The sequence below is a fragment of the Burkholderia orbicola genome (genome assembly GCF_900100915.1).
In the GTDB taxonomy this organism is placed as follows: Bacteria; Pseudomonadota; Gammaproteobacteria; order Burkholderiales; family Burkholderiaceae; genus Burkholderia; species Burkholderia orbicola.
The window spans coordinates 1,411,969-1,426,403 of record NZ_FNKW01000002.1; the positions used below are offsets into that span (position 1 = coordinate 1,411,969).

Here is a 14,435-nt window from a genome sequence, read left to right on the forward strand (position 1 = left end):
CCCATGTCCAGTCCCTATCCGGACGAGTCGTATCGCGGCCTCGCGGCCGAGCTGCGCGAGCGCCTGCAGGCCTGCCTGCTGCCCGAAGCCGAGGGCGCCGAGGCGCGCGGCCATCTTCCGCGCGCCATCTGGCCGGCACTGGCCGCCGAGGGCTGGCTGGACCTGCCGCTGGCGGGCGAAGGCTTCGTGCGCAGCGCCGTGTTCCTGGAGGAGCTGGGACGCCTCGGATATGCGGGCGTGCGCGCCGCGATCGGCGTGCATGCGTTCATGGCAGCGTCCTACCTCGCCTGGTTCGGCAACGACGCACAGCGCGAGCGCTATCTGGCGAGGATGCGCGACGGCACGGCCGTGGCGGCGCTCGCCATCACCGAGGATCAGGCCGGCAGCGACCTGAGCGACCTGCAATGCAGCGCCGCGGCGAGCAGCGACGGCTGGCGCGTGAACGGCATGAAACGTTTCGTCTCGAACGGCTCGCAGGCCACGCTGATCGTCGCGCTGGTCCGCAGCAACGCGCAGCGCCACGCACTGGGCGGTTGCAGCCTGCTGGTCGTGGATGCCGAGGCGCCCGGCGTCACGCGCACGCCGCTGAACCTGCTGGGCTGGCGCAGCGCCGACGTCTGCGACATCCGCTTCGAGGACGTCGCGGTGCCGCGCGAGAACACGCTCGGCAAGCCCGACAAGGCGTTCACCTACCTGATGCGATGCCTCGACTTCGAGCGCATGGTGGCAGGCATGCTCGCGCTCGGTGGCGCGGGATGCAGCATCCGGCTGATGAATCGCTTCGTGCGCCAGCGCGTGGTGCGCGGCGTGCCGCTGAGCGCGAACCAGACAATCCGGCACGAACTGGTCGAATTGATCGCCGAATTGCGGCTGTTGCGCCATTTCGCTTATCAGCTGGTGCAGCAATACGTGGGCGGCAAGCTCGGCAGCGGCGACGCGTCGATCCTGAAGCTGCGCAGCACCGAGCTGGCGAAGCGAGCGGCGCATCTGTGCGCGCAATTTCACGGCGCGCGCGGCTATCTGTCGGAATCCGATGTCGCGCGGCTCTATCGCGACGCGACCGCCGGCACGATCGCCGCCGGCGCCAGCGAACTGGTGCGCGAAATCATCTTCGACAGCGTCGATCCGGAAGCGCTGCTCGACTGAACCCACTGCCGCGCGCCCCGCGGGGCCGCACGGTCGCGAAACGACTTTTTCCCTTCTTGCTCAAGGAACACGTGATGTGGCTGATACAAGTGGCGCTCGTCGTTCTGGTCTGTAACGGCTGCGGCGCGATCGCGGAGCGGCTCGGGCAATGCAAGGTGATCGGCGAGATCGCCGGCGGCATCCTGCTCGGCCCGCTCGCGCTCGGCGTCGTCACGCCGTCGCTCTATCACGAGCTGTTCACGCCCGACAACACCTCGGCGATCAGTCGCATCGGCGAGATCGGCCTCGCGTTGCTGATGTTCGAGATCGGCCTCGACGTGCGCCTGCCGGCGCAACGCGCGCTGCTCGGCCCGGTGCTGATCGCCGTGCCGGGCATGCTGCTGCCGTTCGGCGGGGGGCTGACGGTGGGCTGGCTCGCCCACGACGTCCTGGCGCCGCAGCAGCCGTTCTGGCCGTTCGTGTTGTTCTGCGGCGTGGCGCTGTCGGTATCGGCCGTGCCGGTGATGGCGCGCATCGTGACCGACCTGAATCTCACACGGCATGCCGGCGCCGCGTCGGCGCTCTCGGCGGCGATGGTCGGCGATCTGCTCGGCTGGGGCGCGCTGTCGCTGCTCGTCTGCCTGTCGCACGACGCCGCCGGATGGCGCACCCTCGGCGTCAACGTCGTGCTGCTCGTCGCGTACGTGGCGCTGCTCGTGATCGCGGCCAAAGGTGTGCTGCTGCGCGTGGTCGGGCGCTCGCTTGCGCAGGGCTGGTCGCGCGACACGGTGGCGATCCTGGTCGCCTCGGTGCTGGTGTCGGGGTGGATCACTTCACAGCTCGGTTTCCATAGCGCGTTCGGCGCGCTGCTGATCGGCATGCTGCTGCGCGACGTACCGAGCGTGCGCGAGCAGTTCGACCGCCTGCTGGGCGGCTTCCTGCATACCATCCTGATGCCGATCTTCTTCGCCTGCGCGGGCCTGAACCTGCAGTTCTTCGACGTCACCGCCCATGCGCAATGGCTCTGGCTGCTGGCCTTCATCGTGGTCGGCTTCGCGGGGAAATACCTGGGCGTGTTCGCCGGCGCGCGACTGACGGGGCACACGAGCGGCGACGCGACGGTGATCGCCACGCTGATGAACGCGCGCGGCCTGATGGAACTGGTCTTCCTGTCGATCGGGCTGCAACTGCGCATCCTGCCGCAGAACGTCTACACGATGCTGGTGATCTTCGCGCTGTTCACCACCGCGATCACCGCGCCGCTGTTGCGGCACCATCTGCGCCCGGTGGCGGGCGGCGCGACGGAATCGGTGTAGGGCGAGGCGGCGGCCGAGGTTCAGTGCAGACCACGGCGCCGCCTACGGCCCCCACCACTCTGGCCGACTCAACGGCAAGCGATTTCATGCCGTTTGACAGCGATTAGTTCATATAACGAAGCATCGCCTGCCACATCCGGCGCCGTTCAATGTGCACCGTCCAAGTGCTGTGTGAACCCCCTGCCCGTTATCGACCGGCGGCCGCGTCAGATCAAGTCAGGTTGGCAAACACCGGCTGGTTCCTGACGCTCTCCCGCTGGCGCATTCTCGCGTACCAGGCTCGAAGCGCCTCGCACTCATCAGGCACCGGCAGCTTCACGAGCATCGCAAAGATCAGACCGCCGATGACGGTGATGTCGGCCATCGAGAACGCCTCGCCCGCGACATACGGTTGGCTTTGCAGAACGGCATCGAAATAGCGCATGCCCCTCAGCGCCTTGTCGCGTTGGCGGAACCCCCACTCCGGGTTTTGATACGTCTCGACGTCGGGGCCCAACCCCGGCGTGCCGTGATGGAAATAGACGCTGATGGCATCGAGCAGCTCCAGCTCGGCGCGCTTGCTCATCATGTGGATGATGCCCTTCTCGCGTGGCGTGCTGCCGGTGAGTGTGGGCACGCCGTCGAGCGCGTCGAGGTATTCGGTAATGGCCGTGCACTCGGCGATACAGGTGCCATCATCGAGCTCCAGCACCGGCAACGTACCCGAATAATTCTTGCCGGCAATGAACTCGGGCTTTTTGTGCTCGCCCTTGTAAAGATCGACCATCACGAACTCGACGCGCGATTGCAGCCCTTTTTCGGCCAGCGCGATACGCACGCGGGTCGGATAGGGCCCAGTCGGGAAATCGTGGATCTTCATCAGGGGCAGTCGGGCTGCATCGAAATCGACGTTGCTGGAAGTCATTGCGGGGCGCTCCGTAGTCGGTTGCACTGGGTCGGACGACGTGAAAGACACGCCACCCACGAATCTACCTAACGTTTGTTAGGTTAACCATATAAGGTACAATCCGGGGTGTCAACATCCCTTTCCCGTACGCGGAGACTGAAGCAGTGACGAACGACGCGAGCTCGAACTCGAGAGAAAGAATTCTGGCAGCCGCCACGAGGCTCGCGCAGACGCACGGCTACGGCGGGTTGAACTATCGGGATCTCGCCAGCGAGGTGGGGATCAAGGCCGCGAGCATCTACCACCACTTCGAAAGCAAGGCCGATCTTGGCGCAGCGGTAGCGAGGCGTTATTGGGAGAACTCGGCGGCGGCGCTGGACGACATGCTGGCCAACTCGCGCGATCCGCTGGATTGCCTGCGTCGCTATCCGGATACCTTCCGCAAGGCGCTCGAGACCGGCAACCGCCTGTGCCTTTGCAGCTTCATGGCCGCCGAAACCGACGATCTGCCGGAAGTCGTGATGAAAGAAGTCCTGGCCTTCGCCGACGTGAATGTCGCGTGGCTGAGCAAGGCTCTGTCCGCGGCGGCCGTGGTCGGCGCCCGGGAGAGCAAACAGCGGGCACGGGCCATCTTCGCGGCCATCGCCGGCGCGCAGCTCATCGCGCGGAGTCGCGCCGATCTCTCGCTCTATGACGCGCTGATCGACAACTATCGTAAATCGGGGCTGTTGCCGGCGTAGCAGGGCAACGGTGACGCGGCGTCGAGTGACGTCGAACGTTCGCGAACGCGCGATGGTCAATCGTGCGGCCCACTTGCAGCGTTTGCAGACGGACCGCCACGATCACCGGCTGGTCGAACTGACAGGTTTTTCGTACAGGGACCAGACAATACCGTCCGTTTTCAATCCGACGCGGACAAAGCCCAGCGACTCGTAGTAAGCGCTGAGCTTCGTGTTTTCGGCGCCGCAGTCGAGTCGAAGCAGACGCCGATTCAAGCGGCTCACCTCATGCGCGCACCAGTCGAGCATGAAGCCGCCGAGCCCGAACCCGTTGAAACCTTGCCGCACACAAAGGCCGTGCACGTAGCCTGCAATCGGCGCTTGAGGCCCCCAGTGCGTGTCCTCGTCGAAGTCGAGCGAGAACGTGCCGACCAGCGTGCCATCCTGTTCGACGACGTACACGGCTTTCTCGGCGACATGGTTTCGCACCCACCGTTCCGAGAAGCCGTCGCCTTCCCTGCCCCACACGTAGTCGCCGTGCGTGACTTTTTTGGCATGTGCGTCGTTCCGGATCTGTGTCAGCACCGGGACATCGTCTGCCATCGCTCTGCGGACGTTCTTTGAGATCATCGCTCGTTACCCCGTTATGTCGGAGCTACCATGCCGGTGCACCACGTGACTGCGCTGACTCTAGCCGCGCGCCCGGCACTCATGGCTCTTTATCGAGCGCTGCGCTAATCATGACTCACTTGCTTGAGCCACGCATTCAATTCACGCGTACGATCCCGTGTTCTATCGATTTCGCAAGTCAGTAGATCAAGATTACGATCCGCGCCTGCCTCGTTTATCAGATACCAAGCGGAACACTCGTCGTCGATGAAACGGAGCCATTGCCGCTGTGCCGCGACAAATTTCACCTTGAGTGCCGGATAGTCGACGTACTCGTCACGTGGCCGAGACAGCGACTTCAGAACCTTTTGGTAAGTGCGGTTCAATTCGCCATCGACTCGCTGCAACTCATCTTGACTACGCTGCAGCAAGCACTCGGGAGCCACGCTATCCGGTGCGCAGCTCTGCGCTTGCGCAGCGGTGAACCACGACAACGTCAGCGCCATGACGACGCCGAGCGCCGCGCGACGCGGGCTGAACGCCGATGCGCGGATATGCATGCTTGCTCCCATTCCTGTTTTCCCATTCATACGGCGACCGGAACAATTCCCGCGTCGATCGGGTTCGACAAAAACTCCGTCAGACACCCCACTCATCTACGGATGAAACGTCTCGCCCCGCTTCAGCATGTCGATGAACTCCGCGATTTTGCGTGCCCGTGTTTCCGGCTTCCTGGCGTTCTGTATCCGGAACAGGATCGCATAGCGATTACGGCTGTTCAGCGTCGCAAAAAATTTCGCGGCCTTCGGATTGGCGTCCAGCGCCGCCTGCAAGTCGTCCGGCACGATCGAATTGCTGGCCGACGTATAGGCAGCCTCCCAACGGCCGTCTTGTTTGGCCTTCTCGATTTCACGCAGGCCGGCCGGGCGCATTCTGCCGGCGACGATCAGCGCTTCGGCCTTGTCCTTGTTGATTTTGGACCAGATGCTCTTCGCTGAGCGCGGGGTAAAGCGTTGTAACCAGTATTGCTCGCTCTCGGCCTTCTTCTGGCCATCGATCCAGCCGTGGCAGAGGGCACTTTCCACCGCCTCTTCATAGCTGACGGTTCGCTGCCTCGCGCCTTTTTTCGCGAGCCGCAGCCATGCTCCAGTCGACGTGCCGCCGTTTTGCTCCAACCAGCTTTCCCATTCAGCCTGACTGGCAAACGTCAGAGCGCCTTCGGTCATGTCACGATCCAGAATGGTTGCGTTTTCAACGATTAAAAAGCCGCCGCTCAACGAATGAGCGGCGGCCACCAAAACACTCCACCCCGCAAAACCGCGTCAAACAATCCGGTTCAACGCATCGGCAAACCGCTTCACCGCGCCATCGACATCATGCAGCTTGTCGAGACCGAACAACCCGAGCCGGAACGTCTTGAAATCCTCCGGCTCGTCACATTGCAACGGCACACCCGCCGCGATCTGCAAACCGACATCGGCGAATTTCTTCCCGGTGCGAATCCCGTCATCGTCCGTGTAGCTCACCACGACACCCGGCGCCTCGAACCCTTTCGCGGCCACGCTCCTGAACCCCTTCTCCGTCAGCAGCGCACGAATGCGCTCGCCGAGTTCGAGCTGTTCCGCCTTCACCTTGTCGAAGCCGTATGCGTCGGTTTCCTTCATCACGTCGCGCAGCGTCGTGAGGCTGTCCGTGGGCATCGTCGCGTGATACGCGAACCCGCCGCCCTCGTACGCTTCCATGATCTGCAGCCACTTGCGCAGATCGCACGCGAAGCTGGTGCTGGTCGTCGCATCGATACGCTCGCGTGCGAGCGGGCTCAACATGACCATCGCACAACACGGCGACGCGCTCCAGCCCTTTTGCGGCGCGCTGATCAGGATATCGACGCCGCTCGCCTGCATGTCGACCCACACGGTGCCGGACGCGATGCAATCCAGCACGAACATGCCGCCGACCGCATGCACGGCATCGGCCACCGCGCGCAGGTACGCATCGGGCAGCATGATCCCGGACGCGGTCTCGACGTGCGGCGCGAACACGAGATCGGGTTTGTTTTCCTTGATCGCGGCGACCACTTCATCGATCGGCGCCGGCGCATAGGCCGCTTGCCTGCCCGCTTCCACCGGGCGCGCCTTCAGCACCGTCGTCTCGGACGGAATGCTGCCCATGTCGAAGATCTGCGACCAGCGGAAGCTGAACCAGCCGTTGCGGATCACGAGGCACTTCTTGTTCGTCGCGAACTGTCGCGCCACGGCTTCCATGCCGAACGTCCCGCTGCCCGGAACGATCGCGACCGACTTCGCGTTGTAGACTTTTTTCAGCGTGGCGGAGATGTCGCGCATGACGCCCTGGAAGCGCTGCGACATATGGTTGACCGAGCGATCGGTGTACACCACCGAATATTCGAGGAGCCCCTCGCGGTCAACATCGGGAAGTAAACCTGGCATGCTCGCCTCCGGTGAAAGATGAACGATGGAATCAGGACAAGCAGCGTCTTCGATTCGATACTGCTCTGCACCATGCAAATGCGTCATTTCCTCGACGAAAGCAGATTCTAACGAACGCCAACGGACGATTGGCGCCTATTTTATCGGCCGCCGGGGTCGGTGTTCGCCCATGCCGGCCCGTGCCGCGCCCATCGCCCTGTTCGGAGTAAGGGTTAACGACGCGTGCGGCAACCGCCTCATAACATGTCGACCAAGCCCTTCACGACGGAAACTTCGATGACCTCCTCCCCCGCATCGTCACTGCAGTCGTCCACCGATCCGGCGCTCGCCGCGCGCATCGACGCAGTCCTGCCCCGCCAGCTCGACACGCGGCGCCTGGTCGGCGCGGTCGTCCTCGTCGCCCGCGACGGCGAGCTCGTCTATCGCCGCGCGGCCGGGTTCGCGGATCGCGAATCACATACGCCGATGCGCGAGGACACGCTGTTCCGGCTCGCATCGGTGACGAAGCCGATCGTGTCGGCGGCCGCGATGGCACTCGTCGCGCAACGCAAGCTGTCGCTCGACGAAGACATCGCGCGCTGGCTGCCCGAATTCCGTCCGGCGCTGCCTGACGGCCGCGTGCCGACGATCACGGTGCGCCAGTTGCTCGTGCATACCGCCGGCCTCGACTATCGCTTCAACGAAACCGACGCGAACGGCCCCTATGCGCGTGCGGGTGTCTCCGACGGGCTGGATGGCGCATCGATCACGCTCGCCGAAAACCTGCGCCGGATCGCGAGCGTGCCGCTGCTGTTCGCGCCCGGCACGAGCTGGAATTATTCGCTGTCGATCGACGTCATCGGTGCGCTGATCGAGGCGGTCTGCGGGGTGCCGCTCGCCGATGCGATCGATGCGCTCGTGCTGCGCCCGCTCGGTGCGCGCGACACGGGCTTCGTCGCACGCGATCCGGCGCGGCTCGCCACGCCGTACGTGAACGACACGCCGCAGCCGCACCGGCTCGCCGAGAACGAGACGGTGCCCATCGACGAAGGTTTTGTCGGCGTCACGTACTCGCCGTCGCGCGCGCTGAATGCACACGCGTTCCCGTCGGGCGGCGCGGGGATGGTCGGCACCGCGGGCGACGTGCTGACGGTGCTGGACACGCTGCGCGCGGGCGGCGGCACGATCCTGCCGACCGAGCTGGTCGACGAGATGGGCCGCGTACAGACCGGCGATTGGGAATTGCCGGACCTGCCCGGCGCGGGCTTCGGGATCGGCTTCTCGGTGCTGCGCGACCCGCAGGCGGCCGCATCGCCGGAATCCGTCGGCACGTGGCGCTGGGGCGGCGTCTACGGTCATTCGTGGTTCGTCGACCGCGCACGCGGGCTCACCGTCGTGTCGCTGACGAACACGCTCTACGAAGGGATGAACGGGCAGTACACGCTCGATCTGCGCGATGCCGTCTACGGCGCGCGATAACCCGCCCGCGCAACGAAAAAAGGCCCGACACAGTCGGGCCAACGGGTTTGAGACACTAGGAGAATCCCGCCCACCCCATACCGGGCGGTCACGCCGCGCTACACGACGTTCTTTTCGACGATCGGCCGGTTTTCGAGCACGCGCGCCCAGCCGAGCGACGACAGGTCGAGCGTGTCGTAACGCCCGCCCAGAATGAGTTCGCTGACGCCCCGCCCCGTCGCCGGCCCTTGCTGCAGCCCGTGGCCGCTGTAGCCGTTCGCGAACACGACGTTGTCGAGTTCGGGGTGGTAGCCGATGATCGCGTTGTGATCGAACACGTTGTACTCGTAGTAACCGGACCAGCAATTCTCGACGCGCAGCGCCTCGAATTCGGGCACGCGGTGCGCGAGCGTCGGCCAGATCACGTCGTCGAACAGGTCGTGGTCGACTTCGTCGAGCGGCAGGTCGTCCGGGTCGCGATCCGGGCTCGGCGACGTGCCGCAGATATACGTGCGCCCTTCCGGCCGGAAATACACACCGGTCGGATCGATCAGCAGCGGGCAATCGGCGAGCTTCGCCGGCGACGACACGTTGAAGATGCTCCGGCGCCGCGCATACACGGGAATGTCGATGCCCATCATCGACGACAGCGTGCGCGTCCACGCACCGGCCGCGTTGACGAGCGTGTCGCACGCATAGCGCTCGCCGTCGCCCGTCACGACATGCGTGATCCTGCGGCCGTCGCGCACCACGTCCTTCACGTCGGCCGGCACGTAGCGCGCGCCGAGCGCCTGTGCCTTCTTGCGCAGCGCCTGCACGAGCCCGTAGCCGTCGAACCAGCCTTCGCCGCTCACGCCGTACGCGCCCGACACGAGATCGTCGACGTTCAGCCACGGAAACTTCGCGCGCAGCGCGTCGCCGTCCATCAGCCGGATATCGGCGCCGAGGCGCGTCTGCAGCGCATGGTTCTCGCGCAGCGTCGCGTCGCCGGCCGGCGTCGCGAGGAACAGGTAACCGCCTTCGTGCAGATCGATCGACGGCCGGTTGCCGTCCACTTCGAGCCGCTCGCCGATCGTGCGCAGGAAGTCGATGCCGAACAGCGACATCTCGATCGACAGCGGCGTGGAGAACTGCTGGCGAATCGACGCGGCCGACAGCGCCGACGACGATCTGGCATAGGTGGGGTCGCGCTCGATGACGGTCACGGCGACCGTGGGATCGGTGGCGCGCAGGAAATAAGCGATCGAGCTGCCGATCACACCACCGCCGACGATGACGACTTGAGAACTCACGACTGACTCCGGTTGCACGTAAAAGGCTCAGGGCCTGTGGGTGATTCGCGCCGCGACTCCCGCGGCGTGCCGCGGGCAGGCTTCGTGAACGATCGCTTCTGCTATTTCAGCACGTCCGGCATCGCCGCGAAAGCCCGCGCGCGGGTTGCGTTCAGTCCGCCGACTGGGTCGTGACGGGCTGCCACGCGGCGTTCTTCACTTCATACAGCGTCGAGCTCGGGTTCTTCAGGTCGCCCGTGTTCGTGAACGCGATGGTGCCCGTGATGCCGTCGTAGCGCGTGCCCTTCAGCGCGCCGTTGAAATCGGCCGGCTTCGTCGAGTTCGCCTTCTGCATCGCGTTGATCGCGATCCACGTCGCGTCGTACGCGAACGGCGCATACGCGAGCATGTCGACGCCGTACTTCTGCTTGAATTTCGTTTCGAACAGCTTGCCCTTCGCGAGACGCGACAGCGGCTGCCCGTATTCCCACACCGATGCGCCTTCGGCCGCATTGCCGGCCAGCTTGATGAAGTTCGCGTTCATCACGCCGCCGCCCGCGAGGAACTGCGCGCGGATGCCGAGCTGGCGCATGCGCTTCACGAGCATCGCGGCCTGTGCGTCGAGGCCGCCGAAGAACACGAGATCGGCGTTGGTGCTCTTGATCTTCGTGAGCTGCGCGCTGAAGTCGACGGCCTTGTCGTTCGTGAATTCGCGCGTGACGATCGTGCCGCCGTTCGCCTTCACGGCCTTCTCGAATTCGTCGGCTTCGCCCTGGCCGAACGCGGTGCGATCGTCGATGATCGCGATGCGCTTCGCCTTCGTCACGCTCGCGGCGTACGCACCGGCGTTGCCCGCGTTTTGCGTATCGGTCGCGATCACGCGGTACACGGTGCCGAGCCCGGCGCGCGTGATGTCGGGATTGGTCGCCGACGGCGTGATCATCGGAATGCCGGCCTTCGCGTAGATCTTCGACGCGGGCAGCGTCGTGCCCGAATTGAAGTGGCCGATCACGACGGCCACCTGCGCGTCGGCGAGCTGCTGCGCGGCCTGCACGCCGGTGCGCGGATCGCTCTGGTCGTCCTGCGACGCGATGACGAATTTCACCGGCTTGCCGCCGACCATCGTGCGCGCGGCATTCGCTTCGTCGACCGCCATGCGCACGCCGTTCTCGATGTCTTTCCCGTAAGCGGCGCCGCCGCCCGTCAGCGGGCCGGCCACGCCGACCTTGACGATCGTCTCCTGCGCATGGGCCACGCCCGTCTGGAACGCGAGAAGCGCGGCGGTCAGGGCGACGCCGGAAAGCGAACGAATGCGGAACGTCATGGCTGTCCTTCTTCTGGGGGTCGGGATGCAACGCGCGATCGACGCGCGTCGGCAACCTCCTGCGCGCCGATGACTGCCTGCACTGCCGGGGGCGCATTTCATGCGTCCGACCGGCCGGCCGATCACCGCGGTTCCGTCTCCGAAGAACCTTTCACCGCGAAAGAGGTGAATGGATTGTGGGTAGCCAATACCCGTGCAGCAAACGAAATATCGGAACTATGTTGTGAGATTTGGTCATCAAGTCCCGTGGTCATGGCCGACCCACGGCCCGTACGACGGTGAGCCGGAATGGAAGTCTGCGGCAGGAGACAGCGGCCGCGCCGCCGGGTCAAGGCCGGGCGTGGTCATGCCGGCAACGCATCATCGTTGCGATGCCGGCCCGGCCGGCCTTCGCGACGCCCCTTGCGGGCGCCGCGTCATCGGTCAGTGCCGATCGGTGCCCGTCTGGTTACGCACCGCATCGGCCGCCTCGCCGGCCTTCTCCTGAAGCTTGCCGGCCTGCTGTTCGGCCACGCCTTCCGCTTCGGTCTCGCGGTCGCCCGTCACCTTGCCGAGTGCTTCCTTGACCGAACCCTTGACCTGTTTGAGCTTGCCTTCGATGCGATTCTTGTCCATGGTCATCTCCTGCGATGGTTTGAGGGAGAGCCGGCGATGCGGCGCCCTCCGTCGCACCGCCGAGTGGACAGGATCGCAAGCGGGCGCCGCGCGAGGTAGATGCGGATGCACCAATCCGCATGGTGCATTCGTACCGCCGCGCTCAGTCCTTGCCCTTCGCGCCGCCCTTGTCGCCGCGCGCGCCGTTCGCTTCGGCCGCGCCGACGATCCCGCGCTCGCGCGCCCACACGATCGCCTCGCCGCGACTGTGCACGTCGAGCTTCGCGTAGATCGTCGCGACGTGATTGCGTACGGTGTTCGGCGCCAGCCCGAGGCGGCCGGCGATTTCCTTGTCGGCCAGACCGTGGCACAGCAGGTCGAACACGTCGCGCTCGCGCGCGGTCAGGTCGGACAACTGCGCACCCGCATCCGGCGCATTCGCGCGCCGCACGTTCGCGAGCTTCTCGATCAGCGTGCGGCTGAACCACGACGCGTCCTGCATCGCCGTCTCGATCGCATAGACGAGCTCCATCTCGGTACGCTTGCGGTCGCTGATGTCGAGCAGCGCGACCAGCAGGCAATCGCGCCCGTGAATCGCGACGGGGTCGGCCGACACGACGCAATCGCGCACGTCGCCGTCGCGCGTGCGAATCTGCACGTCCACGTTGCGCACGTGACCGTCGCCCGCGAGCCGGCCTTCGATACGCGACCACGCGCCGCGTTCGGCCCACAGCCCGATCTCGTCCGCGGATTTACCAAGGAGATCGGCCTGCGCATGGCCCGTCATCGCGGCAAACCCGTCGTTCACGTCGAGCAGTTCGAATCGATCGGCCGTGACGATCGCCATCGCGACCGGCGCCATCCGGAAGGCCGTCGCGAAGCGTTCCTCGCTTTGCATCAGCGCGCGCTCGGCCTGCTTGCGCGGCTCGAGATCCATGAACGTGAACAGCATGCACGCCTCGCCGTTCATGTCGATCGGCTGCCCGGCGACCACCACCGCCTTGGTGCTGCCGTCGGCAAGCTTGAGCACAGCCTCCATCTGCGGGATCGTCGCGCCTTCGCCGAGCCGCTCGATCGCCAGCTCGCGTCGCTCGGCCTGTTCGAGCACGTCGATCTCGTACACCGAGCGGCCGAGCACGTCGTCGCGCGCGTGGCCCGTCATGTCGAGAAAGCCCTGGTTGACCTTCACGTAGCGCAAGTCGTCGAGCCGGCAGATCACGGCCGGCGCCGGATTCGCGTTGAAGGTGCGCTCGAAGCGTTCTTCGGCGCTCGCCCATTCGGTCGCGTCGTGCAGCACGAGCGCGAGGCAGTCGGGCGCGCCGGCCGCGTTCGTCAGCACTAGGCTGCGGATGCGGTGCACCCAGCTCACCGACTCGTCGGCGGCCGATTCGACTTCGACCGTCACGTCGCTGAATTCCTCGCCGGCGATCACACGATCCATCGGATAGTGACCGTCGCGCACCGGATGATTGTTCCGGTAGCGCAGCCGGAATCGCTCGCGGTATTCGGTGACGTCCGCGCCGAGCGCCTTCAGCTCGGTCACGCCATGCATCGCGAGCGCGGCCTCGTTCGCCCAGACGATCCGCTGGTCCGGCTCGATCAGGATCACGCCCTCGGTCAGCCCCGCGATGATCTGGTGCAGCTGGCGCCGGTCGGTATGCGACTTGAGCGCCTGTTCGTCTACTGGTTCGTTCATCGAATCGTTGTCCCTTCTCGTCAACATGAGCGATCAACATGAGCGCCGGCCGAGCGCCCGTTGCAGCGGCATGCCCCGGCCGGCACGTGCGGCGATGATCGCGTGCCGCGCAACGGCGCGACACGCGCGAATGCACTATCTCGAATAGTACATTCGCACGCCGCCCGTGATCGTGCGGTGCCCCGCCGAATGGTGCGGTGCGGCCAGCGCGCCTGTCGCGCCGCGTTGCCCGGGTCGTGGTGCATGTCCCCGCCCACCGTCTGTTCCGTCCCCCAGTGCAAACGCACTAACCGATCCGGTGAATTTGCGCGATGTCCGCTCGCGTTCGCGTCGGTACGCTGGTACTGCATCGGCGCTCATGCGCTGCCCTTTCATACCGCAGAGGGAGGACACCCGGATGAAATTGCATCAGACACCCGATCCGACGCGGCCCGAACCGGCCCCGGACCATCCGCCCGAACCGGCGCCCGGCACCGACCCGCCGGTACCGCTGCCGCCCGACGTGCCGCGCCCGGACATGCCGCCGCGCGAGCCCGGCTACGACACGCCGATCGCGCGCTGAACGCGCCGGCACCGCACGGGAACGCGCCGTGCTCACCGACTGATTGATTCAACCCGCCAATCGAAGGAGAACATCAATGAACAAGACCTCGCACCTTTCGACCCTGCTCGCCGTCAGCGCGGCCTTCCTGCTTTCCGCCGCGCCGCTCACGAACGCGCACGCCCAGGCCTCGTCGACCGACAGCGGCATGGCGAGCGAATCGAATCAGCCTGTCACCGACACGTGGATCACGACCAAGGTGAAAGGTGAGCTCGCAACGACCGACGGCGTGAAGAGCACCGACATCAGCGTGAAGACGGTGGACGGCGTCGTGACGCTGACGGGCGTGCTGCCGACGAAGACCGCCGTGAAGAAGGCCATCGCCGTGACCCGCGCGATCAAGGGCGTGAAGCACGTCGACGCATCCGGCCTGAAGGCGAAGGCCTGAGCTACCCCGCGGCCGAGCG

15 protein-coding genes are annotated in these 14,435 nt (G+C 65.5%); 6 read left to right on the forward strand and 9 right to left on the reverse strand.

The features are described 5' to 3' along the window. Positions 1-3 precede the first annotated feature (3 nt). The gene (locus tag BLS50_RS23295; RefSeq protein ID WP_074804371.1) at positions 4-1,146 is read left to right on the forward strand and encodes an acyl-CoA dehydrogenase family protein; all 1,143 of its coding nucleotides are present in this window, start codon (positions 4-6) and stop codon (positions 1,144-1,146) included. A 74-nt stretch (positions 1,147-1,220) separates the two neighbouring features. Further along, entirely contained in the window at positions 1,221-2,441 is a 1,221-nt protein-coding gene (locus tag BLS50_RS23300; RefSeq protein WP_027808197.1) for a cation:proton antiporter, read from the forward strand. 211 nt (positions 2,442-2,652) lie between these two features. On the opposite strand, the gene BLS50_RS23305 is transcribed toward BLS50_RS23300, so the two are convergent. After that, the gene (locus BLS50_RS23305) at positions 2,653-3,345 is read right to left on the reverse strand and encodes a glutathione S-transferase (protein WP_074804373.1); all 693 of its coding nucleotides are present in this window, start codon (positions 3,343-3,345) and stop codon (positions 2,653-2,655) included. Between the two features lie 146 nt (positions 3,346-3,491). Between BLS50_RS23305 and BLS50_RS23310 the strand changes: the two genes are divergently transcribed. Next, on the forward strand, positions 3,492-4,067 hold the full coding sequence (locus BLS50_RS23310) for a TetR/AcrR family transcriptional regulator (RefSeq protein WP_074804374.1): 576 nt from the start codon (positions 3,492-3,494) through the stop codon (positions 4,065-4,067). Between the two features lie 102 nt (positions 4,068-4,169). On the opposite strand, the gene BLS50_RS23315 is transcribed toward BLS50_RS23310, so the two are convergent. The 4 genes from BLS50_RS23315 to BLS50_RS23330 all read right to left on the reverse strand — a co-directional run bounded on the left by BLS50_RS23315 (position 4,170) and on the right by BLS50_RS23330 (position 7,105). Then, positions 4,170-4,649, reverse strand: a complete 480-nt coding sequence (locus tag BLS50_RS23315; RefSeq protein WP_256334120.1) for a GNAT family N-acetyltransferase — start codon at positions 4,647-4,649, stop codon at positions 4,170-4,172. Positions 4,650-4,780: 131 nt separating this feature from the next. Continuing rightward, a complete protein-coding gene (locus BLS50_RS23320; protein WP_234621348.1) occupies positions 4,781-5,215 on the reverse strand; it encodes a lysozyme inhibitor LprI family protein in 435 nt (144 codons plus the stop codon). 96 nt (positions 5,216-5,311) lie between these two features. Beyond that, the gene (locus BLS50_RS23325; protein ID WP_074804380.1) at positions 5,312-5,881 is read right to left on the reverse strand and encodes a YdeI/OmpD-associated family protein; all 570 of its coding nucleotides are present in this window, start codon (positions 5,879-5,881) and stop codon (positions 5,312-5,314) included. A gap of 96 nt (positions 5,882-5,977) precedes the next feature. Then, entirely contained in the window at positions 5,978-7,105 is a 1,128-nt protein-coding gene (locus BLS50_RS23330) for an aminotransferase class V-fold PLP-dependent enzyme (RefSeq protein ID WP_053526801.1), read from the reverse strand. A 276-nt stretch (positions 7,106-7,381) separates the two neighbouring features. Between BLS50_RS23330 and BLS50_RS23335 the strand changes: the two genes are divergently transcribed. Beyond that, entirely contained in the window at positions 7,382-8,563 is a 1,182-nt protein-coding gene (locus tag BLS50_RS23335) for a serine hydrolase domain-containing protein (protein WP_074806639.1), read from the forward strand. A gap of 98 nt (positions 8,564-8,661) precedes the next feature. Here the strand turns inward: BLS50_RS23335 and BLS50_RS23340 are convergent, their stop codons facing one another. From BLS50_RS23340 to BLS50_RS23355, 4 genes are all read right to left on the reverse strand, one after another. Next, complete coding sequence (locus BLS50_RS23340; RefSeq protein WP_027809733.1) at positions 8,662-9,834, reverse strand: NAD(P)/FAD-dependent oxidoreductase; 1,173 nt, start codon at positions 9,832-9,834, stop codon at positions 8,662-8,664. A 151-nt stretch (positions 9,835-9,985) separates the two neighbouring features. Next, positions 9,986-11,137, reverse strand: coding sequence for a branched-chain amino acid ABC transporter substrate-binding protein (locus tag BLS50_RS23345; RefSeq protein WP_074804381.1), 1,152 nt, complete (start codon positions 11,135-11,137; stop codon positions 9,986-9,988). A gap of 423 nt (positions 11,138-11,560) precedes the next feature. Further along, positions 11,561-11,752, reverse strand: a complete 192-nt coding sequence (locus tag BLS50_RS23350) for a CsbD family protein (RefSeq protein WP_012338779.1) — start codon at positions 11,750-11,752, stop codon at positions 11,561-11,563. A gap of 142 nt (positions 11,753-11,894) precedes the next feature. Next, positions 11,895-13,427, reverse strand: a complete 1,533-nt coding sequence (locus tag BLS50_RS23355; RefSeq protein ID WP_011694516.1) for a helix-turn-helix transcriptional regulator — start codon at positions 13,425-13,427, stop codon at positions 11,895-11,897. Positions 13,428-13,824: 397 nt separating this feature from the next. Between BLS50_RS23355 and BLS50_RS36040 the strand changes: the two genes are divergently transcribed. Together BLS50_RS36040 and BLS50_RS23360 are read left to right on the forward strand one after the other, a co-directional pair. Further along, positions 13,825-13,989, forward strand: coding sequence for a hypothetical protein (locus tag BLS50_RS36040; protein WP_012338780.1), 165 nt, complete (start codon positions 13,825-13,827; stop codon positions 13,987-13,989). A gap of 76 nt (positions 13,990-14,065) precedes the next feature. Continuing rightward, on the forward strand, positions 14,066-14,416 hold the full coding sequence (locus tag BLS50_RS23360; RefSeq protein WP_074804383.1) for a BON domain-containing protein: 351 nt from the start codon (positions 14,066-14,068) through the stop codon (positions 14,414-14,416). Positions 14,417-14,435 lie beyond the last annotated feature (19 nt).

Coding starts and splice junctions, on each gene's coding strand:
- BLS50_RS23295 (WP_074804371.1), top strand. CDS start 4: ATGTCCAGTCCCTATCCGGACGAGTCGTATCGCGGCCTCGCGGCCGAG.
- BLS50_RS23300 (WP_027808197.1), top strand. CDS start 1,221: ATGTGGCTGATACAAGTGGCGCTCGTCGTTCTGGTCTGTAACGGCTGC.
- BLS50_RS23305 (WP_074804373.1), bottom strand. CDS start 3,345: ATGACTTCCAGCAACGTCGATTTCGATGCAGCCCGACTGCCCCTGATG.
- BLS50_RS23315 (WP_256334120.1), bottom strand. CDS start 4,649: ATGGCAGACGATGTCCCGGTGCTGACACAGATCCGGAACGACGCACAT.
- BLS50_RS23320 (WP_234621348.1), bottom strand. CDS start 5,215: ATGCATATCCGCGCATCGGCGTTCAGCCCGCGTCGCGCGGCGCTCGGC.
- BLS50_RS23325 (WP_074804380.1), bottom strand. CDS start 5,881: ATGACCGAAGGCGCTCTGACGTTTGCCAGTCAGGCTGAATGGGAAAGC.
- BLS50_RS23330 (WP_053526801.1), bottom strand. CDS start 7,105: ATGCCAGGTTTACTTCCCGATGTTGACCGCGAGGGGCTCCTCGAATAT.
- BLS50_RS23335 (WP_074806639.1), top strand. CDS start 7,382: ATGACCTCCTCCCCCGCATCGTCACTGCAGTCGTCCACCGATCCGGCG.
- BLS50_RS23345 (WP_074804381.1), bottom strand. CDS start 11,137: ATGACGTTCCGCATTCGTTCGCTTTCCGGCGTCGCCCTGACCGCCGCG.
- BLS50_RS23350 (WP_012338779.1), bottom strand. CDS start 11,752: ATGGACAAGAATCGCATCGAAGGCAAGCTCAAACAGGTCAAGGGTTCG.
- BLS50_RS23355 (WP_011694516.1), bottom strand. CDS start 13,427: ATGAACGAACCAGTAGACGAACAGGCGCTCAAGTCGCATACCGACCGG.
- BLS50_RS36040 (WP_012338780.1), top strand. CDS start 13,825: ATGAAATTGCATCAGACACCCGATCCGACGCGGCCCGAACCGGCCCCG.
- BLS50_RS23360 (WP_074804383.1), top strand. CDS start 14,066: ATGAACAAGACCTCGCACCTTTCGACCCTGCTCGCCGTCAGCGCGGCC.